The organism is Sphingopyxis sp. JAI128 (assembly GCF_014207235.1).
Lineage (GTDB): Bacteria > Pseudomonadota > Alphaproteobacteria > Sphingomonadales > Sphingomonadaceae > Sphingopyxis.
Map to the genome: position 1 here is coordinate 20,094 of NZ_JACHDA010000002.1, position 20,429 is coordinate 40,522.

Here is a 20,429-nt window from a genome sequence, read left to right on the forward strand (position 1 = left end):
CAACGATTGCAAAGCCCGCGAAGCGCCCTAGCATCGCACCATATCGAAAAGGGGGAGCCAATATGTCGGAAAGTCTGCTTGCACCGGGCGCGGTCCTCGCGCTTTGGACCATCCTCATGCTCGGATGGCTGGCCATCACACGCTTTTCGGCGATGTCCAAAGCGGGAATCGATATCAAGGTCGCACCGCCGGGCGGCCGCGGCGCCGACCTGGAAAGCGTCCTTCCGCCGCCCACCAACTGGAAATCACACAATTATACGCATTTGTGCGAACAGCCGACGATCTTCTATGCGGTCATCCTGTTCCTTCATCTCTCGGGCGGCAACACCGACGTGACGCGCGGGCTGGCTTGGGCCTATGTCGTGCTGCGCATCGTCCACAGCCTGTGGCAATCGACGGTCAACCGGGTGTCGGTGCGCTTCCTGATTTTTTCGCTGGCGACATTCTGCCTCTTCGCATTGTCGATTCTCGCCGTCATCGCCACCTTGGGTTAGGGGAATATCATGGACACGAACGCCATTCTGGCGCCGGTAGCGACGCTCGCGCTCTGGTCGATGATCATATGGGTGTGGATGTATGCGACGCGCATTCCCGCAATGCGGCGTGCCAAGATCGACGCGGCCAAGATGGTGGGCGGGACCGGCAAGGGGCTCGACGAGGTGCTTCCCCCCGAAGTGCAGTGGAAAGCGCACAACTACAACCATCTGATGGAACAGCCGACGGTTTTCTATGCCGTCGCGATCGCGCTGGCGGTCGGCGGGATGGGCGGCGGACTCAATGCGCAAATCGCGTGGGCCTATGTGGTTCTCCGCATTGTTCACAGCCTGATCCAGGTAACGGTGAACCGCGTCATGTGGCGCTTCGCCGTGTTCGCGCTCGCCAGCCTTGCCTTGTTCGCGCTCTGCCTGCACGCCTTCATGGGTTTCGTGCTGCACTGAGACGCGTTGCCGCCGCGAAGGCGGTGGCAACGGCTTATCGCGAAAAACGGCCTGCCAGTTCCACATGGGTTGACCAGCGGAACTGGCCGACGGGCTGCACCCAGTCGAGGCGATAACCGCCTTCGACCAACAGTTTCGCATCGCGGGCGAAGCTCGCCGGATTGCAGCTGACATAAGCGATCACGGGCGTGTTTGACGCCGCCAGCTGCTTCACCTGCTCCTCGGCGCCCGCGCGCGGCGGGTCGAGGATGACGGCGCCGAAGCGATCGAGCTCGGCGGGCACCAGCGGTCGGCGGAACAGGTCGCGATGCTCGCCAGCGACAAGCGCGCGCTGGCGGTTCGCCGCCGCAGTCAACGCGGCGATCGCATCGCGCGCGCCCTCGGCCGCATAGACCTTGCGCCCCGCCTGGACCGACAGCGCAAAGGTGCCGACGCCGGCAAAGAGGTCGGCCACTGCGCCGGTGTCGCCGATGGCTTCGCGCACCGCATCGACCAGCCCCGCCTGCCCCGCCGCCGTCGGCTGCAAAAAGGCGAAGGGCGGGACTTCGACAAGGATATCGCCAAACCGCATCGTCGGCGGTTCGGGCTGCCACAGGATTTCAGGGCCATCGCCCCGATCGATCGCAAAGCGCGCAAGCTTGTTTACGTCAGCAAAATCCTGAAGCGCCATTGCCGCGTCGAGCCCCTCGGCCTTTACGCCTTCGAGGATCAGCTCGACGCCCTGATCGAGCATCTGCATCTTGACTTTCACCGGTCGCCTCGGCTGCGCGATCGTAGCAAGCAAAGTTCGCACGGGTTCGATCAGCGCGAACAGCTCCGGCAGCAACAGTGGGCACATCCGCATATCGACGACATGGTTGCTCTGCGCCGCGTTGAAACCGATCGCGACCTGCTTGCCCGTGCGCAGCGCAGTCAGGACGGCGCGCCGGCGGCTCTGCGGCGGCGAAAGCAGCGCGGCACGCACGTTGCCAAAGGGAACGGCCTGCCCTTCGAGCCCGCCGACAACGCGGTCGCGCACGAATTCGGCCAGCGCGGGCTCGGCGACATGCTGCAACTGACAGCCGCCGCATTTGCCGAAATGGCGGCACGGCGGATCGGCGCGATTGGGGCCGGGAATGAGGATACCGTCGTCGCGCACTCGATCGCCGGGCACGCCGCCCGCCACGTGGCGGCCATCGCCCGTCACGCCATCGCCGCGCGCGGCGATACGCTCGATCAGCGCAGCTTCGTTCATGTCAGTCCCTAACCAGATCGTCGGCTACAAGGCCGGGGCCTATACGCGCGGCCCGTGCGATATGCCAGCCTACAGCGGAAACCGCCGCGTCAAAGGCATCGCCGCCGCGCGCAAGCATCGCCCCGCACGCCCCCGCCAGCACGTCGCCCGTTCCCGCCGTCGCCAGCCAGGGGCTTCCGGGCCAAGCCGCGGCGACCCGGCCATCGGGCGCAGCGATAATCGTATCCGCGCCCTTGTAGATCACGACCGCCTGCGTCCGCACCGCCGCGGCCTTTGCCCGGTCGACCTTGCTGCCATAGGCTTGCGGGAAGGCACGCGCGAACTCGCCCTCATGCGGTGTCAGGATCGCTTTGCGCGGCGCTTCCGACAGGCGCGGCAGCGCCGCGTCGATCGCCGCCGCATCGAGCACCAGCGGCTTGCCCGAATCGAGCGCGGCCTCGACATCAAAAATCAGCTCGTCACCCGCGGGGAATCCCGGACCGATCACGACCGCACCGACGCGCGGATCGTTCAACCGTTCGCCGAACTTCTCGTCGCTCTCGGCAATGATCGCCGACAAGGGCGCCTGTTCGCTGCCGTCGAGCACGACGTAGCCCGCGCCCGCGCGCAGCGCCGCCGCCGCAGTCAATCCTGCGGCGCCGCGCATCGGTCCAGCAAAGACCAGCACCATGCCGCGCGTGAATTTATGCGCCGCGGCAGCGGGCGGCTGCGTTTCGGCCCTTGGCAGCGTTCGCATCCTTCGGCTCGCCGCGATCCCGATCGGCGCGAGCAGAACGCGCCCGCACGCCTGCGCCGAGGGCAACAGGACATGCGCGGGCTTGAGCGCTCCCAAGGCAATCGTCACAGCGGCCGGCAACGGCGGCATCCAGTCCGCCGCGCCGTCGGCGTCGATACCGCTTGGGACATCGACCGCCAGGATACGCCGGTCGGAAAAATGCGCGAGGACGGTTTCGAGCTCGTGGGCCAGCGGCCGCGAAAGGCCGACACCGAACAGCGCATCGACGATCAAGGGTGCCGGCTGCGTCCGGCCATCGAGCGGCTCGACCGGCCCGTCCCATAGCGCGCGGGACGCCTTCGCCAGCCCGGTCGCAGGGTCTGCGAGCGCCGCCACGCGGACCGGCGCGCCGCGCGCCCCGAGAAGCCGCGCCGCGACATAACCGTCGCCGCCGTTGTTACCGGGACCGCACAGGATCAGGATGGGCGCGCCCGCCGCCATCCGCCACGCCAGGTCGGCGACCGCTGCTCCGGCGGCGTCCATCAGTTTCGACAGCGACGTACCCTGCACCGCGCACGCGGCTTCGGCCTCGCGCATCGCCTTGACGGACAGGATCGGGGCGCCGGCCGGAACGGACATGCCCCGCCCTATCACGATCGCGCCGATGCGCCTACTTCGCGCCGCCCGTATTGGCGGGCAGGCGGTATCGGTCGTTGCCGATCGCGACTTCGATTATATTGTCGCCGACGATGCTGACCTTCGCGGGTTCTGCGCCGTCCGCCGACACCACCCCGCGTCCGTCGGTCGTGATCTGGAGGCGGCGATAGCCGACATTGCCGCGTCCGACGACAAGAATCACCCCGCCCTCGCCGCTCAATTCCTCGATCGTGCAGGCGCGATCGAACAGCTTCGCGCCTTCCAGCGCGCAATCGATGCGGCCGCTTTCGGCCGCCCCGCGCGATCCGCGCGCCTCGGCTTCGGCGAGGTCGCCATTGTCGGGCGCGCGGTCGCAGCCGGCGAGCGCGAGCAGTGTCAGCAATAGGCTCCCCGATCTCGTCATCCCTCGCCCTTCAGCTGCGACAGGTCGCGCACCGCGCCGCGTGCGGCACTGGTCGTCATCGCGGCATAGGCCTGAAGTGCTACCGAAACCTTGCGTGGACGCGGCTTGGCGGGTTGCCAGGCATCCGCGCCCTTCGCATCCATCGCGGCACGGCGCGCGGCGAGCACATCGCTGGCGACCAGCAGGTTGATCGTTCGCTTCGGGATATCGATTTCGATCACATCGCCATTTTCGACCAGCCCAATCGCGCCGCCTTCGGCAGCCTCGGGCGAGGCGTGACCGATCGACAGCCCCGATGTGCCGCCCGAAAAGCGGCCGTCGGTGACGAGCGCGCAGGCGGCGCCCAGCCCCTTCGACTTGAGATAGCTCGTCGGATAGAGCATTTCCTGCATTCCCGGCCCGCCCTTCGGCCCCTCGTAGCGGATGACGACGACATCGCCGGCTTCGACTCCGCCGGTCAATATGCCCGCGACCGCCGCGTCCTGGCTTTCATAAACTTTGGCAGGTCCCGAAAATTTCAGGATCTTTTCGTCGACGCCCGCGGTCTTCACGATGCAGCCGTCGAGCGCGATATTGCCCGACAGCACCGCAAGTCCGCCATCCTTGCTGAACGCATGGTCGGCCGACCGGATCACGCCATGTTCGCGGTCGAGGTCCAGATCGTCCCAGCGCCGGTCCTGGCTGAACGCGGTCTGCGTCGGCACGCCGCCGGGCGCCGCCATGAAGAATTTCTGCACCTCGGGATCGTTGGTCCGCGAAATGTCCCATTTGTTGAGTGCGTCGCCCAGCGTCGCGCTGTGCACCGTCGGCAAATGCGCGTGGATCAACCCTGCGCGCTCGAGTTGGCCGAGGATCGCCATGATCCCCCCGGCGCGGTGGACATCCTCCATATGCACGTCGCTCTTGGCCGGCGCGACCTTCGACAGGCACGGAACGCGCCGCGACAACCGATCGATATCGTCCATCGTGAAATCGACTCCCGCCTCGAACGCTGCCGCGAGCAGGTGCAGCACCGTGTTCGTCGACCCCCCCATCGCGATGTCGAGGCTCATCGCATTTTCGAACGCCTCGAACGTCGCGATATTACGCGGGAGGACGCTGTCGTCATCCTCTTCATAATGGCGGCGGCACATGTCGACGACCAGCCGCCCTGCAGTCAGGAACAGCGCCTTGCGGTCGGCGTGCGTCGCGAGCGTCGATCCGTTGCCAGGCAGCGACAGCCCCAGCGCCTCGGTCAGGCAGTTCATCGAATTGGCGGTGAACATACCCGAACAACTGCCGCACGTCGGACACGCGGCGCGCTCGATCTCGGAGACTTCCTCGTCGCTATATTTCTCATCGGCCGCAGCGACCATCGCATCGACCAGGTCGAGCGCGACTTCCTTGCCCTTCAGCACGACCTTGCCCGCTTCCATCGGGCCGCCCGACACGAACACCACGGGAATATTGATGCGCAGCGCCGCCATGAGCATTCCCGGCGTGATCTTGTCGCAGTTCGAAATGCACACCATCGCGTCGGCGCAATGCGCGTTGACCATATATTCCACGCTGTCGGCGATCAGGTCTCGGCTCGGCAGCGAATAGAGCATGCCGTCGTGCCCCATCGCGATGCCGTCATCGACCGCGATCGTGTTGAATTCCTTGGCGACCCCGCCCGCAGCCTCGATCTCGCGCGCGACCATCTGGCCCAGATCCTTCAGGTGGACATGCCCTGGCACGAACTGAGTGAAGCTGTTCACCACCGCGATGATCGGCTTGCCGAAATCGCTGTCCTTCATCCCCGTCGCGCGCCAGAGGCCGCGCGCGCCCGCCATGTTGCGGCCGTGGGTGGTGGTGCGCGAACGATATGAAGGCATTTTCAGCAATCCTGATAATATTATTTCAAAAATTTATGATAGGACGCGCCTCTACACGCCTATTCGGGCAGATTCAATGCAACTTTGCTGCACATGCGAGAAAGCCGCCCGGCGAACCGTTCCTGCCCCCCCGCGTCACCGACGAGATCCTGTCGCATCTCGATCCCCACATAGGGAATGCCATTGGCTTCGGCATGGCGGTTCATCGTCGCGTTGAGCAGCTTGCCCGAATAGGGCTGCTGGTCGCCGACGATCAGCCCTTCGGCCTCCAGCGCCGCGATCGCCGCGCCCGCCAGCCGGTCGTCCTCGTTATACAGCACCCCGACATGCCACGGTCGCGCCTGATCGGGATGCGCCGCGAGCGACGGCGTGAAGCTGTGAAGCGACAGGATCATCGCGGGCCGCGCCGCCGCGATCGTCGCCGAGATATGATCGTGATAAGGCCGATAAAAGCGCACCAGCCGCGCCTCGCGCCCGGCATCGTCCAGCGCATTGCCCGGCACCGCATGCCCGTCGCTCGCGATCGGGAGCACCCCCGGCGCATCCTCGTCGCGGTTGCAATCGACGACAAGGCGTGAGACGCCGCCGAGAATCGCCGCATCGACCGCGCCGCTCTCGACGAGCAGCGCCGCGACTTCGGCAACGCCGATATCGACCGCGATATGGTTCGCCAGCAACGCCGGATCGATGCCCAGATCGACATCCGCCGGCACCAAAGCCGACGCGTGATCGGCGATCAGCAGGATGCCGCCCGCCCGCGCCAAACCGGTCTGCCTCCAGGCTTCGTTCACCTTAATGCTCCGGCCATCGTCCACCAGCCCGGATGCCGCGCGGTCAGCAAGGTCGCCGCCGCGTCGCGTTCGGCCACCGCATCGAACAGCGCGAAACACGTCGCGCCCGACCCCGACATGCGCGCCAGCCAGGGCCTGAGCGCGCCGAGTTCGAGCAGGATATCGGCGATCGCGGGGCACTGCGCGATGGCCGGCCGCTGCAAATCGTTGCGCGCGCCGAACAATTGCGCCCGGCCGGCTGGATCACTGAACAGCGGCCCGCGATCGATCCCGTCCCACGCCGCGAACACCGGCCCCGTCGCGACCGGCAGCCGCGGATTGACGAGCAACACCGGCGTTCCGCCGAGCCGCAATTCGGGCACCGCGCTCAATTCTTCGCCGACGCCGACGCCAAGGCAGGTTTCGCTGGCAACGCATGCGGCGATATCGGCGCCGAGCGGGCTCACGACCCGCGCGAGCGTCGCGTTGCCCAGTTCGGGCAGGAATTGCGTCCGTACCAGCCGCGCCATCGCCGCAGCGTCGGCCGACCCGCCGCCGATCCCCGCCGCGACCGGCAGCGCCTTGGTCAGCGTCACCGCCAGCGGCGGCACCCGGTCCGCACCATAGCGTGCGCGCAGCAGGAGCAGCGCCTGCATCACCAGATTGTCACCACCCGCGCTCAGCCCCTCGGCAAATTCACCGTCGATCGTCAGGCTGTCGGTGTCGGCAAATTCGGCCGCAATCGTATCGCCGCCATCGACGAAGGCAAACAGCGTTTCGATCTCGTGATAGCCGTCGGCCCGCCGGCCTCGCACGTGCAGCGCCAGGTTGATTTTGGCCCAGCCGGTCTCGCAGAATGCGGTCACGGCGCGGTGTTCGCGGGGGTCAGCCCATCGCGCAGTTTCGCCGCCAGCCGCGTCGCCATATCGGCTTCGGCAAGCAGCGCCGCCGCGCGCCAACTGTACCGCGCCTGGAATTTGCGCCCCGCCTTCCAATAGGCGTCGCCCAGATGCTCGACGATCACCGCATTGTCGGGCGCGCCGCGCTGCGCCTTTTCGAGCAAGTCGACCGCATCGTCGGCGCGGCCGGTCAGGAAATAGGCCCAGCCGAGTGAATCCGTGATGCTCGCATTCTGAGGTTCGCGTGCCCATGCCGCCTCGATCCGCGCGAGCGATTGCGGCACGTCCTTGCGCCGTTCGAGCGCCGAATAGCCGGCGAAGTTCAGGATATTCGCATCGTCGGGCCGCAGCGCGACCGCCTTTTCCATCAACGGTTCCGCAGCATCCCAGTCGCCGGCCTGCAACAGCAATTCCGCGCGCGCGATCCACAGCGAGCCGCGCAGCGACCGATCCTCGTCGCTGTTCCCCAGCGTCTCCTCGAGCCGCTCATAGGCCCGCGCGGCCGCCGCGGGGTCGTCGGATCGCCGCGCCACGTCGGCCAGCCGCACCAGCAGGCTGCGTGCATCGGTTCCGGCGGCGGCGGCTTCGGCCAGCCGGGCGGCTTCGGCCAGGTCGCCGGCCTCCGCGGTCAGTTCGGCGCGCCGCATGGCTAGTGCCGGCGGCAGCGGCGCGCCGTCACCGTCGAGCAACTTCATCGCCGCGTCACGCTGGCCGTTACCCTCGAGCGCTTCGACCAGCGTCGCGCGAACCGCCCAATCCTCGTCATTCAGCCAATGCGCGGCGCGCGCGAACAGCAACGGCACCCGCGGACTCGCCCCAGGCGTCCGCGCCAGCCCGTCGGCGAGAAGCCCCAGCCACAACGCGGTGCCCGCGCGCGGCGTCGATGCCGGCTGGTCGGGAAGCAGCAGCATCGGGTCCTCGCGTTGTCCCGCCGCGAGCGCGATCCGTTCGCGCAGCCTTTTGGCGGCGTCGCGCGCATCGGCCTTGGCACCCGACCGGTCGCCAACCGCGTCGAGCGTCGCCGCCAGCCGCATCGCTATCAACTGGCTCGTCCGGTCGGTGAGCGTAATCGTGTCTGTCAGCGCCGCCGCTTCGTCGACGCGCCGCACCGCGGTGAGGACCAATGCGGCCTGTAGCCGGAGCGACGGGTCCGGCCGCGTCCGCGCCGACGTTGCAAGCAAATGGCGTTCGGGCAGTTTCTCGCGCGCGCCGACATCGATCCACGCGTTGACCGTGGGCTGGATCAACCGGGCAATCATATCGGCGCCGGTCTTGTCGTCGCGCCCGGACATCAGGTCGCGCGCCGCTTTCCAGTCCGACCGCCGCATCGCATCGACCATCAGCACCAATTGGGCATCGAACCGATGCTCACCGGCCGCCCACAGGCGCAGCGCGGCGGCGCGCGCCGCGTCGAGGTCGCCGGCCTGGATCGCCTGTTCGAGGATCCGTCCGCGCAGACCCGGCAGATCGGGCGCGAGGCTCGACGCAGTCGTCAACGCCGACAGCGCCGCGGCCGGCCGGCCGCTTTCCTCGGCAAGCCGCGCGCGGACCAGCGCGTTCAGCGCCGCGCCAGTATCGTCGACGGCGTGCGCCGGGGCGGCGGACGCCAATGCGGCGGCGGCCAGCATGAAATGCGCGATCTTACATGTTCGGGTAATTGGGGCCTCCGCCACCTTCGGGGGTGACCCAGTTGATATTCTGGGTCGGGTCCTTGATGTCGCACGTCTTGCAATGGACGCAATTCTGCGCGTTGATCACGAATTTGGGATCGCCCTCGGCTTCGCCCACGATTTCGTACACGCCGGCCGGACAATAACGCTGCGCCGGCTCGTCGAACATCGGCAGATTATATTCGACCGGGATCGACGGGTCTTTCAGCTGGAGGTGGACCGGCTGGTCTTCCTCATGATTGGTGTTGGAAACAAACACCGATGACAGCCGGTCGAATGTCAACACGCCGTCGGGTTTCGGATAGTCCGGCTTGGGCATGATGTCGGCGCGATAGAGGCTTTCATTATCCGGATGATGCTTCATCGTGAAGGGGACTTTAATCTTCAGCGTTTCGAGCCACATCGTCATGCCCGACAGGATGGTGCCGGCCAGATCGCCGTATTTCTCGACGAGCGGCAGCACGTTGCGGACGACGCTGAGCTCCTTCTTGACCCAGCTGTTGTCATAGGCGGCCTGATAGGCGTCGAGCGTGTCGTTCGACCGGCCCGCGGCCACCGCCGCAAACGCCGCCTCGGCCGCCATCATCCCCGACTTCATCGAGGTATGGGTGCCCTTGATGCGCGGCACGTTCAGGAAACCGGCGCTGTCGCCGATCAATGCGCCGCCCGGGAAGGCGAGTTTGGGCACCGATTGCAGCCCGCCGTCGCTGATCGCGCGCGCGCCATAGGAGACGCGCTTGCCGCCCTTTAGGATTTTCGCGATCTCGGGGTGGGTCTTCCATTTTTGCATCTCCTGGAACGGGGAGATGTGCGGGTTGCGGTAATTGAGCCAGGTCACGAAGCCCAGTGCGACCTGTCCGTTCGCCTGATGATATAGGAAGCCGCCGCCATTGGCATGTTCGTCGAGCGGCCAGCCCTGCGTATGGATCACCCGGCCCGGCGCATGGTTTGCAGGGTCGATGTCCCACAGTTCCTTGACGCCCAGCCCATAGACCTGCGGCTCGCAGTCGGCGTCGAGCGCGAACTGCGGTTTCAGCATCTTGGTCAGATGGCCGCGCACGCCCTCGGCAAAAAACGTATATTTCGCATGGAGTTCAAGCCCGGGCGCATAATCCGCCTTGTGGCTGCCGTCACGCGCGACTCCCATATCGCCCGTGGCAACGCCTTTGACCGAGCCATCTTCATTATACAGGATTTCGGCCGCCGAAAAGCCGGGGAAGATTTCGACGCCGAGCCCCTCGGCCTGTTCGGCGAGCCAGCGGCAAAGATTTCCCAGACTGCCGGTATAGGTGCCCTTGTTATGCATGAAGGGCGGCGTGATGATGTGCGGCACCCCGATCTTCTTGGTCTTGGTGAGCACCCAATGCTGGTTGTCGTTCACCGGCACCTCGGCGAGCGGACAGCCCATCTCGCGCCATTCGGGGAGAAGTTCGTCGAGCGCCTTGGGGTCGATCACCGCGCCCGACAGGATATGCGCGCCGACTTCGGATCCTTTTTCGAGGATGCACACCGACAATTCGCTGCCTGCATCATTTGCCATTTGTTTGAGGCGGATCGCCGCCGAAAGCCCCGCCGGACCCGCGCCGACGATGACCACGTCATAGGGCATCGATTCCCGTTCGCTCACCGCAAATACCTTTCTGCCGTCCCTGCACGGACATTCATCGTGCCCCGCGCTCATTCTGTCACGAATTGCGATGCCCGCCAATTGACGCGTCCGTCAACTGCCTGTTTGAAACAAAATCATGGGTGGGCGAAACTCTGCGTTGCTGGCGGAAAGCATTTGCGACTGGTGGTTGCTGGCGGGCGTCGATTCGCTTGTCGGCGAGCAGCCGGCGGGCTGGCTTGTCGCGCCGCCCGCGAATGACGCTGCGGCAAGGCCGAAGCGCCTCGACCCCGTCGAAGCCGACCCTCCCCCGCTCCCCGCGGTGCTTCAGCGCCAGGAAGCACCCGTGCCGGTGGACCCCGCTGGTCCCATCGCGTTTCCCGACGACTGGACGGAATTTCAGGACTGGCTGGCGACCGGCAGCGACGTTCCCGGCAGCCAGTGGGATGCGCGCCGCATTGCCCCCGCGGGCGAGCCCGGCGCCCCGCTCATGCTCCTCACCGCCTGGCCCGAAATCGACGACCAGCAGGAGGGCGTGCTATTTTCCGGCGCGGCCGGCCAACTGCTCGATGCGATGCTGCGCGCGATCGGCATGGCGCGCGCCGATTGCTATGTCGCCAGCCTTGCGGTGACGCGCCCGGCGGGCGGTCGCTGCGACGGCGAAGAGGCTGCCGGACTCGACCGGCTGCTCTGGCATCATCTGCGGCTGGCGCGCCCCGGGCGGCTGTTGCTGATCGGCGGCGACATCGTCCGCATGGCGGCGGCGACATCGCTTGTCGATGCGCGCGGAAAGTTACTCGAAATTAACCAAGATGGCGGCAAGGTGGACGCAGTGGCTGTAGCGCATCCCGCGATGCTGCTGGCCCGGCCCGCGCAGAAAGCGGCGGCCTGGGATAGCCTGAAACTGTTCAACCGGGGACGTTGACAGATGCAAAAGATGACCAAGACTTTCCTTTCCTGCGCCTTTCTCGCGCTTGCCCTATCTGCGTCACCGCTTCTGGCGGCCGATTCCGGCGATTACGGACTGATATCGGCGGCGCAAACCGTACCCGACATTCTCTCTTCGAAGCAGAAGCAGCTTTACACGCAGATCGTCGCCGCGATTCGCAGCGAACGCTGGGCCGATGCCAAATCCTTGCTGGACGGCGCCGATCAGGATCCCAAGGCAGGGCCGCTCACCGACTTCCTCCGCGCCGAACTGCTGACCGCCGCGAACAGCCCGCGCGCCGAGGTCGCCGACATCATGCCGATTCTCGCGCGCTCGCCTTTCCTTCCGCAAGCCGAACAGCTCGCCCGGTTGGCGACGAAACGCGGCGCGACCGAGCTGCCGGCGCTTCCCTTTCAGGCGCGCCTTGCCTGGGCGGGCAGCGCGCCGCGCAGGCTCGGCGCCGACAGCGTTAGCGATCCGGCGGCTGCCCGCCTCGCCGCGACGATTCCCGACCGGATCAAGAATGACGATCCTTCGGGCGCCGAAATGCTGCTCAACGCCGTCCTCGACCAGCTGAGCCCCGAGGCGCGCGCCGAATGGATGCAAAAGGTCGCTTGGTCCTATTATATCGAGAATGACGACCAGAATGCGCTTCGCCTCTCGCTCGCCTGCACCGCCGGCGGCGGCGCTTGGGCGACGCAAGGCGCGTGGGTGCAGGGCCTCGCCTCGTGGCGCCTGCGCGATTACCGCACCGCGCTCGTCGCTTTCGACCGCGTTGCGAAGGAAGCGCCCGACAGCGAACAGCGCGCGGCCGCCTATTACTGGGCCGCACGCGCCGCGATCGCCGCCGGCGAGCCGGCGTCGGTGCAATCGCGCCTGCGCGCCGCCGCCGCGAACGAGGAAACTTTCTACGGCCTCCTCGCCGCCGAAACGCTCGGCGTGGAAACCAACGCCCAGCGCGAGAATGTCCGCGCAGACCGCAGCGCCTGGCGCGCGCTCGAAGACCTGCCGAACGTCCGCCTTGCAATGGCCTTGTCCGAAATCGGCGAGGATATCTACGCGGGTCAGGCGCTGCGCCATCAGGCGCAGATCGGCAACCCCGACCAGCATGCCCAGCTGATCGCGATGGCGGGCGCGCTCAGCTTGCCCGAAACCCAGCTCTATCTGGCCCACAATACGCCGCACGGCCGCCGGCCCGCGGCGCAGACACGGTACCCGCAGCCCAAATGGGAACCCAATGGCGGGTGGAAGGTCGACCCCGCGCTCGTCTTTGCCCACACGCTTCAGGAATCGCGCTTCCAGCGGACCGTGGTCAGCCCCGCGGGTGCCTTCGGGCTGATGCAGGTCCGCCCCGGCACGGCGCGCGATATCGCGCGCTGGCGCGGCGACAGCGGCACCGGCGACCTGCGCATCCCCGCGGTTAACATGGATATGGGCCAAAGCTATCTGCAATATCTCAGCAAGGATCCTTCGACCGGGGGCCTGCTGCCCAAGGTGATCGCCGCCTACAACGCCGGCCCCGCCCCGATCGCGCGCTGGCAGACGGAGATACGCGATCAAGGCGATCCCTTGCTCTATATGGAATCGATACCCTATTGGGAAACACGCGGCTACGTCGGCATCGTCCTGCGCAATTACTGGATGTACGAAGCGCAGCAGGGCAAACCCTCGGTCAGCCGCGCCGCGCTCGCGCAGGGCAAATGGCCGCGCTTCCCCGACAGCAAGGATCGCACGCGTCTGACCTATGCGGGCGGCCTCGCCAATGCCGATTGACGAAAGCCTGACCTTCAAACCGGTCCGCATCGCACTGTTGACGATTTCGGACAGCCGCAGCGCCGCCGAGGACCGTTCTGGCGACAAGCTCGAGGAGTTGCTGACCGGCGCGGGCCATATCCTTGCCGCGCGCGCGATCATCAGGGACGAGACCGATCTGATCGTCTCGCGCCTTCACAACTGGATCGATGATGCGGAGGTCGATGTCGTAATCACCACCGGGGGCACCGGCCTCACCGGCCGCGATGTCACGCCCGAGGCCCTCCATCGGCTCGACGGCAAGGACATCCCCGGTTTCGGCGAGCTGTTCCGCTGGCTCAGTTACCAGACGATCGGCACCTCGACGATGCAGTCGCGCGCCTGCGCCATCGTCGCGCGCGGCACCTATATTTTCGCGCTTCCCGGTTCGACCGGCGCCGTCACCGACGCGTGGGAAGGCATTTTGTCGACGCAGCTCGACAGCCGGCACAAGCCCTGCAATTTCGTCGAACTGATGCCGCGGCTGATGGAATAGAACCCATCTTGAAAATGTCTTCACCCCCGACTTGATCCGATAGCCCTAGCGCCACCGCCGAATGGATGCCGGATCAAGTCCGGCATGACGATCAACTACTCTATCCGGTCATTTGTTCTTTATCTGTTCTCAGATTGCGCATATTCTACGCCGGTGGAATCGTCCAAACCCCTCCCCCCTGTCGCCGGTCGAGGCGCGCCCACCAACTTGCGCCCCACCCGCACCGGATCGGCCGAACGCATCGCCGACGGCGACTGGCTCGACGCGGCGGAGGATATCGACGGCGAGGCGCCAAAGCTGCGCACGACCGTGACCGTCGAGCATCCCAAGACGATCATCACGCGCAACAAGTCGCCCGACATCAGCTTCGATCGCTCGATCAACCCCTATCGCGGCTGCGAGCATGGCTGCATCTATTGCTTCGCGCGTCCGACCCACGCCTTCCACGACCTCTCGCCAGGCCTCGATTTCGAAAGCAGGCTGTTCGCGAAGCCCGATGCGGCCAAGCTGCTCCGCGCCGAACTCGCCAAGAAGAACTATATCCCTGCGCCGCTCGCGATCGGGACAAATACCGACGGCTACCAGCCGATCGAGCGCGAATGGGGCATCACGCGCTCGATCGTCGAGGTGCTCGCTGAAACGCGCCACCCGCTGATCATCACGACCAAGTCGGACCGGCTGCTGCGCGACATCGACCTGCTCGCCGACATGGCGCGCGACAATCTTGTCGGGGTCGCGGTGTCGGTGACGACGCTCGACCCCCATATCGCGCGCACGCTCGAACCGCGCGCGCCGCACCCGCGCCGCCGCCTCGCCGCGATCCGCCGGCTGATCGACGCAGGCGTGCCGACGCAGGTCAATATCTCGCCGGTGATCCCCGCGATCACCGATCACGAGATCGAGGCAATCATGGCCGCCGCGTCCGAAGCCGGCGCCATCCGCGCTTCCTATATATTGATGCGCCTGCCCTACGAGGTCGCCCCGCTTTTCCGTGCCTGGCTCGCCGCGCATTATCCCGACCGCGCCGACAAGGTGATGCATATGGTTCAGGACATCCGCGGCGGCAGCGACAACGATCCCAATTTCTTCACGCGCATGAAGGGGCACGGCGTCTGGGCGCAGCTGATCCGCACCCGCGTCAAACGCGCCGCGCGCGAACATGGCATGGACAAGAGCTTCCCGCCGCTCCGCAGTGACCTGTTCCGTCCGCCTGAGAGGAATGGGCAGATGGAGTTGTTCTGAACAACCATCGCCCCCGCCTGCGCGGGGGCGACGTGATGTTTATGCGGCGGTCAACGACCGCAGCTTGTAATCCTTATAATCGTCGCGAATCTGGCGCTTCAGGATCTTGCCCGTCGCCGTGTGCGGCAATTCGTCGACGAACACCACCTCGTCGGGAAGCCACCATTTGGCAACCTTGTCTTTTAGATAATCGACGATCGCCGCCTCGTTTGTCTCGGCGTCTGGCTTCTTGACGATCAGCAGGATCGGCCGTTCGTCCCATTTGGGGTGATAGACGCCGACTGCCGCAGCCTCCTGCACGCCCGGAGCGCCGACCGCGGCATTTTCCAGCTCGATCGAGCTGATCCACTCGCCCCCCGACTTGATGACATCCTTGGCGCGATCGGTAATCTGCATCACGCCGTCGGGGTGGATCACCGACACGTCGCCGGTATCGAACCAGTCGTCGGCGTCGATCGCGTCCCGGTCGGCCTTGAAATAGCGTCGGATGATCCAGGGTCCGCGGATCTGGAGCCGTCCGCTCGTCACCCCGTCGCGCGGCAATTCGCGGTCCTCGTCGTCGACGATACGCAATTCGACCCCGAACGGAGGGCAGCCCTGGCGGCAGACGACATCGACGCGTTCGTCAAAGCCCATCTGGTCCCAGTTCCACGGCCGCTTGCCCATGGTGCCGATCGGTGAGGTTTCGGTCATCCCCCATGCATGCGCGACCTCGACGCCCGCCTTCATGAACCGTTCGATCATCGCGCGTGGCGCCGCCGATCCGCCGATGATGACGCGCTGCAACTTGCCATAATCGATGCCCGTCGCGTCCATATGGCCGAACATCGCCAGCCACACTGTCGGCACGCCGGCGCTGTGTGTCACGCCTTCCGCGTGCATCAGGTCGCAAAGCACCTGCGCATCGTTGGTCGCCGAAAAGACCAGCTTCGCGCCGACCGTCGCGGCGGCAAAGGGAATGCCCCAGCTGTTGGCATGGAACATCGGCACGATCGGCAGAACGACGCTGCGGTTCGACATGTCGAACACGTCGGGCTGGATTTCGGTTATCGCGTGGATGACGTTCGACCGATGCTCATAAAGCACGCCCTTGGGGTTGCCCGTCGTTCCGCTGGTATAGCAAAGCCCGACCGGATCGCGTTCGTCGAGCTCCACCCATTCGAAGCTTCCGTCTTCGGCGTCGATCAGGTCGCGGTACGACAGATAGCCCTCGCGCGCCGGCGCATCGAACAGGATGAAATGCTCGACCGTCGGCAACTGATCGCGAAGCCGTTCGACGATCGGCAGGAATATCGCGTCGAAGAACAGCACGCGGTCCTCGGCATGGTTGATAATATAGACGAGTTGCTCGTCGAACAGCCGCGGATTGACCGTGTGCAGCACTCCGCCCATGCCCGCGCTGCCGTACCAGCTGACCAGGTGATGCCCGTGGTTCATCGCCAGCGTCGCGATGCGGTCGCCCTTCCTCATGCCCAATTTCGTCATCGCCGCGGCGAAGCGGCGCGCATCCGCGCCCACCGCGCCCCAGGTCGATCGTGTCATGCTGCCGTCGGCCCAGCGCGAAACGATCTCGCGCCCCGCATGCTCGCGCGCGGCATGGTCGATCAGGCTGGTTACCAGCAACGGCTGGCCCTGCATTCCCATCATGAGGCATCCTCTATTCTATCGTTGCCGCCTAGGGATAGGGTCGAGAACCGCCGATACGCAAGGGGGAAGGACGCTATCGCACCCTGAATTCGCGCGGCGCGACCAGCGACAGCGCGGCTTCGGCGACCCCTGCAACCATCTCGAGGCGCGAAACCGTGTCGGGCCCCAATGCAAAGCTGCGCCCCAGTTCGATGCGGACATCCTCGTGGGTCAGCGGATCGCGCGTGGCAATCACCACCTTGCCGCGCGCGTCGCTGCGCCGTTCCAACCATTTGACCATTTCCGGAATCGCCTCGGCCAGGTCCACCCGACACGTCAATTGCAGCGCCGCGGTCGCGGCAATATCGGCGAGCGATTGCGCCCCGCGCACGGTGACGCGCGGCGTTTCCTCGCCTTCGAGCAGGTCGAGTTCGACCGACAGCATCGCGCAGCCGCCGATCGCCGCCAGTTCCTCCAGCGTCTTGCCAGCCATTTCGTCGAAACAGCTCGACTGGAACTGGCCGCTGCGGTCCGACAGCGTCAGGTTGAGGAAACGGTTACCGCGTTGCGACACGCGCGGGCGTGCGCTTTCGACCATCGCAGCCATCACCATCGGGATACGCGTGCCCGGCGTCATTTCGACATTGTCGCAGATATCGCCATAGGAGCGCGCGCCGCGCGCGGAGACGATTGCCTCATATTGCTCGACCGGATGCGACGAGAAATAGAAGCCGAACGCATCCTTTTCGCGCGTCATCCGCTCGGCGAGCGTCCACGGCTCGGCGGCGGGCAGCTGGAGCGCCGGGGCGATCGCGATATCCCCGCCAAACAGGCCGCCCTGCCCCGTCGAGCGTTCGTGTGCCGAGCTATTGGCGCAGGCGAGCAGACTCTCGGCCCCGGCAAAGGCGCGCGGACGATCGGGTTCGATGCAGTCGAACGCCCCTGCCGCCGCCAACGCCTCGATCTGGCGTCGGTTGAGCAGCTTGGGATCGATGCGGCTCGCAAAATCGTCGAGCGAGACGAAATCGCCCTTGGCGCGTTCGGCGACCAGTGCCTCCATCGCCTTTTCGCCGACCCCCTTGAGCGCGCCGAGCGCGTAGCGGACGGCCAGTCCGTCGTCGCCGCGCCCAACCGAGAAGTCTGCTTCGCTCTCGTTGACCGAAGGGGGCGCAATGCCGACGCCGAGCCGCCGCATATCGTCGATGAAGATCGACAATTTATCGGTCTGGTGACTGTCGAACGACATCGACGCCGCGAAAAACTCATGCGGATAATGCGCCTTCAGCCACGCGGTCTGGTACGACAGCAGCGCATAGGCCGCGGCGTGGCTCTTGTTGAAGCCATAGCCCGCGAACTTGTCGATCAAATCGAACAGCTCGTTCGCGGCTTTTGCATCGATGCCATTATGCTCGCCGCAACCCTTGACGAATGTCTCGCGCTGCGCGTCCATCTCTGCTTGGACCTTCTTACCCATCGCGCGGCGCAAAAGGTCGGCGCCGCCGAGGCTGTAGCCCGCCAAGATCTGCGCCGCCTGCATAACCTGTTCTTGGTAGACGAAGATGCCATAGGTTTCGGCGAGGATACCTTCGAGCAAAGGGTGCGGATAGGCGATCGGCTCGCGCCCGTTCTTGCGCGCGCCGAACAACGGGATATTGTCCATCGGGCCCGGGCGATAAAGCGCCACGAGCGCGATGATGTCGCCGAAATTGGTCGGTTTCACCGCCGACAGCGTGCGCCGCATTCCTTCGGATTCCAGCTGGAACACGCCGACGGTCTCGCCGCGCTGGAGCAGCGCATAGACCTCTTCATCGTCCCACGCCAGCGTGTCGAGATCGACGTCGATACCCCGCAGCGCGAGCAGGCGCTTCGCCTCCTTCAGCACCGACAACGTCTTGAGTCCCAGGAAGTCGAACTTCACCAGCCCCGCGGTCTCGACATATTTCATGTCGAACTGCGTCACCGGCATGTCCGAACGCGGGTCGCGATAGAGCGGGACCAGCTGGTCGAGCGGCCGGTCGCCGATCACGACGCCGGCGGCATGGGTCGAACTGTGCCGCGGCAGGCCTTCGAGCTGGCGCGCCATGTCGAACAGACGCCGCACCCCGTCGTCCTGCTTATATTCGGTCATCAGCTCGGCAACCCCGTTCAGCGCGCGTTCGAGCGTCCAGGGGTCGGTCGGGTGGTTCGGCACCAGCTTCGCAAGCCGGTCGACCTGACCATAGCTCATCTGGAGCACGCGGCCCGTGTCCTTCAGAACCGCGCGTGCCTTCAGCTTACCGAAGGTGATGATCTGCGCGACGGTGTCGCGACCGTATTTTTCCTGCACATAGCGGATCACCTCCCCGCGCCGCGTTTCACAGAAGTCGATGTCGAAGTCGGGCATCGACACGCGTTCGGGGTTGAGGAAGCGCTCGAACAGCAGGCCGAGCTTGAGCGGATCGAGGTCGGTGATCGTGAGCGCCCAGGCAACGACGCTGCCCGCGCCCGACCCGCGCCCGGGCCCCACCGGGATATCGTGCGCCTTCGCCCATTTGATGAAGTCGGCAACGATCAGGAAGTAGCCGGGAAAGCCCATCTGAACGATGACCCCGACCTCGAAGTCGAGCCGCGCGACATAGGCATTGCGCTCCTCCTCTGACAGCTCGGGATAGAGTGCCAGCCGCGCCTCCAGCCCCGCGCGCGCGTCGGCGGCAAGCTGCGCCGCCTCGCCTTCGCGGTCGCCGGCAAGGCTCGGCAGGATCGGTTTGCGCTTCGGCGCCATGAAGGCGCAGCGCTGTGCGATCACCAGCGTGTTGCGGATTGCCTCGGGCAGGTCCGAAAACGCATCTTCCATCGCCTCGGCCGGCTTCAGCCACGCCTCGGGGTTCGACACGCGCCGGTCCTCGCTCTCGACATAGGCCGACTGCGCAATGCACAGCATCGCGTCGTGCGCGGGGTGAAATTGCGGCTCGACGAAATTCGCCGGATTCGTCGCGACGATCGGCAGCGCGCGCGCATAAGCGAGATCGATCAGCGCCGCTTCGGCGGCCTTCTCGACCTCATCGCCGCGCCGCGACAATTCGATATAGAGCCGCCCGCCGAACAGCGCCTCCAGTTGCTCGACATAATCCCCGGCCGCGGTCTTCTGCTCGTCCGCGAGAAGCCGTGCCAGCGCACCCTCGCCGCCGCCCGTCAGGCAAATCAGCCCGTCGGTCTTGCCGGCGATATCGGACAGCGTAACATGCGGGTCCTGCTCGACCGGACGGCCGAGGTGCGCCGCCGAAACGAGCGCGCACAGATTGTCATACCCCCTATCGTCCTGCGCATAGAGCGCCAGCCAGTCGATCTGCGGCGCGCCGTTCGCGAGCCTCTGTCCCGGCCGCGCGACGCTCAGCAGCGCGCCAACTATCGGCTGCACCCCCGCCGCCTTGCACGCGTCGCCAAAGGCCATGACGCCATAAAGCCCGTTGCGGTCGGCGACCGCAATCGCCGGAAACCCGCGCTCGCGTGCCGCTTTCGCAATCGCCTTGGGCTCGATCGCTCCCTCCAGCATCGTGAAACTGGAAAAGACGCGCAGGGGAACAAAGGGGCTGTAGGCCATCGGATGACGCTACAGTGA

General features: G+C 65.9%; 16 protein-coding genes. 6 read left to right on the forward strand and 10 right to left on the reverse strand.

All coding sequences use genetic code 11. The features are described 5' to 3' along the window. The first annotated feature begins 62 nt into the window (after positions 1–62). Together HDC35_RS04130 and HDC35_RS04135 are read left to right on the forward strand one after the other, a co-directional pair. On the forward strand, positions 63–494 hold the full coding sequence (locus tag HDC35_RS04130) for an MAPEG family protein (RefSeq protein WP_184644040.1): 432 nt from the start codon (positions 63–65) through the stop codon (positions 492–494). Between the two features lie 9 nt (positions 495–503). Beyond that, entirely contained in the window at positions 504–938 is a 435-nt protein-coding gene (locus HDC35_RS04135) for an MAPEG family protein (RefSeq protein WP_184644042.1), read from the forward strand. Between the two features lie 34 nt (positions 939–972). On the opposite strand, the gene HDC35_RS04140 is transcribed toward HDC35_RS04135, so the two are convergent. From HDC35_RS04140 to HDC35_RS04175, 8 genes are read right to left on the reverse strand one after another with little or no spacing between them, the layout of a single operon-like run. Beyond that, positions 973–2,172, reverse strand: a complete 1,200-nt coding sequence (locus tag HDC35_RS04140; protein WP_184644044.1) for a class I SAM-dependent RNA methyltransferase — start codon at positions 2,170–2,172, stop codon at positions 973–975. A 1-nt stretch (position 2,173) separates the two neighbouring features. Further along, positions 2,174–3,526, reverse strand: a complete 1,353-nt coding sequence (locus tag HDC35_RS04145) for an NAD(P)H-hydrate dehydratase (RefSeq protein ID WP_184644046.1) — start codon at positions 3,524–3,526, stop codon at positions 2,174–2,176. 31 nt (positions 3,527–3,557) lie between these two features. Further along, positions 3,558–3,947, reverse strand: coding sequence for a hypothetical protein (locus HDC35_RS04150; protein ID WP_184644048.1), 390 nt, complete (start codon positions 3,945–3,947; stop codon positions 3,558–3,560). Further along, the gene (gene ilvD, locus HDC35_RS04155) at positions 3,944–5,803 is read right to left on the reverse strand and encodes a dihydroxy-acid dehydratase (protein ID WP_184644050.1); all 1,860 of its coding nucleotides are present in this window, start codon (positions 5,801–5,803) and stop codon (positions 3,944–3,946) included. Before ilvD ends, HDC35_RS04150 begins: the two co-directional genes overlap by 4 nt. Before the next feature lie 59 nt (positions 5,804–5,862). Further along, positions 5,863–6,594 carry an N-formylglutamate amidohydrolase gene (locus HDC35_RS04160; protein ID WP_184644052.1) on the reverse strand — a complete coding sequence of 244 codons (732 nt, stop codon included), beginning with the start codon at positions 6,592–6,594 and terminating at the stop codon, positions 5,863–5,865. Further along, on the reverse strand, positions 6,591–7,439 hold the full coding sequence (locus HDC35_RS04165) for a 4-(cytidine 5'-diphospho)-2-C-methyl-D-erythritol kinase (protein ID WP_184644054.1): 849 nt from the start codon (positions 7,437–7,439) through the stop codon (positions 6,591–6,593). Before HDC35_RS04165 ends, HDC35_RS04160 begins: the two co-directional genes overlap by 4 nt. Further along, the gene (locus tag HDC35_RS04170; RefSeq protein WP_184644056.1) at positions 7,436–9,100 is read right to left on the reverse strand and encodes a tetratricopeptide repeat protein; all 1,665 of its coding nucleotides are present in this window, start codon (positions 9,098–9,100) and stop codon (positions 7,436–7,438) included. Before HDC35_RS04170 ends, HDC35_RS04165 begins: the two co-directional genes overlap by 4 nt. A 13-nt stretch (positions 9,101–9,113) precedes the next feature. Further along, complete coding sequence (locus HDC35_RS04175) at positions 9,114–10,769, reverse strand: electron transfer flavoprotein-ubiquinone oxidoreductase (protein ID WP_184644058.1); 1,656 nt, start codon at positions 10,767–10,769, stop codon at positions 9,114–9,116. Positions 10,770–10,887: 118 nt separating this feature from the next. Here HDC35_RS04175 and HDC35_RS04180 point away from each other — a divergent pair, with 118 nt between their 5' ends. The 4 genes from HDC35_RS04180 (at position 10,888) to HDC35_RS04195 (ending at position 15,205) form a co-directional block, all read left to right on the forward strand. Further along, positions 10,888–11,673, forward strand: coding sequence for a uracil-DNA glycosylase family protein (locus HDC35_RS04180; protein WP_184644060.1), 786 nt, complete (start codon positions 10,888–10,890; stop codon positions 11,671–11,673). A 12-nt stretch (positions 11,674–11,685) separates the two neighbouring features. After that, positions 11,686–13,449, forward strand: coding sequence for a lytic transglycosylase domain-containing protein (locus HDC35_RS04185; protein ID WP_260397519.1), 1,764 nt, complete (start codon positions 11,686–11,688; stop codon positions 13,447–13,449). Beyond that, the gene (gene moaB / locus HDC35_RS04190) at positions 13,439–13,963 is read left to right on the forward strand and encodes a molybdenum cofactor biosynthesis protein B (protein ID WP_184644064.1); all 525 of its coding nucleotides are present in this window, start codon (positions 13,439–13,441) and stop codon (positions 13,961–13,963) included. The genes HDC35_RS04185 and moaB overlap by 11 nt, the downstream gene beginning before the upstream one ends. A gap of 153 nt (positions 13,964–14,116) precedes the next feature. Beyond that, positions 14,117–15,205, forward strand: coding sequence for a PA0069 family radical SAM protein (locus HDC35_RS04195; RefSeq protein WP_311770710.1), 1,089 nt, complete (start codon positions 14,117–14,119; stop codon positions 15,203–15,205). Between the two features lie 39 nt (positions 15,206–15,244). Here HDC35_RS04195 and HDC35_RS04200 read toward each other — a convergent pair whose 3' ends face one another. After that, on the reverse strand, positions 15,245–16,849 hold the full coding sequence (locus HDC35_RS04200) for a long-chain fatty acid--CoA ligase (RefSeq protein ID WP_184645160.1): 1,605 nt from the start codon (positions 16,847–16,849) through the stop codon (positions 15,245–15,247). 76 nt (positions 16,850–16,925) lie between these two features. Further along, positions 16,926–20,411 carry a DNA polymerase III subunit alpha gene (gene dnaE / locus HDC35_RS04205; protein ID WP_184644068.1) on the reverse strand — a complete coding sequence of 1,162 codons (3,486 nt, stop codon included), beginning with the start codon at positions 20,409–20,411 and terminating at the stop codon, positions 16,926–16,928. Positions 20,412–20,429: the final 18 nt, after the last annotated feature.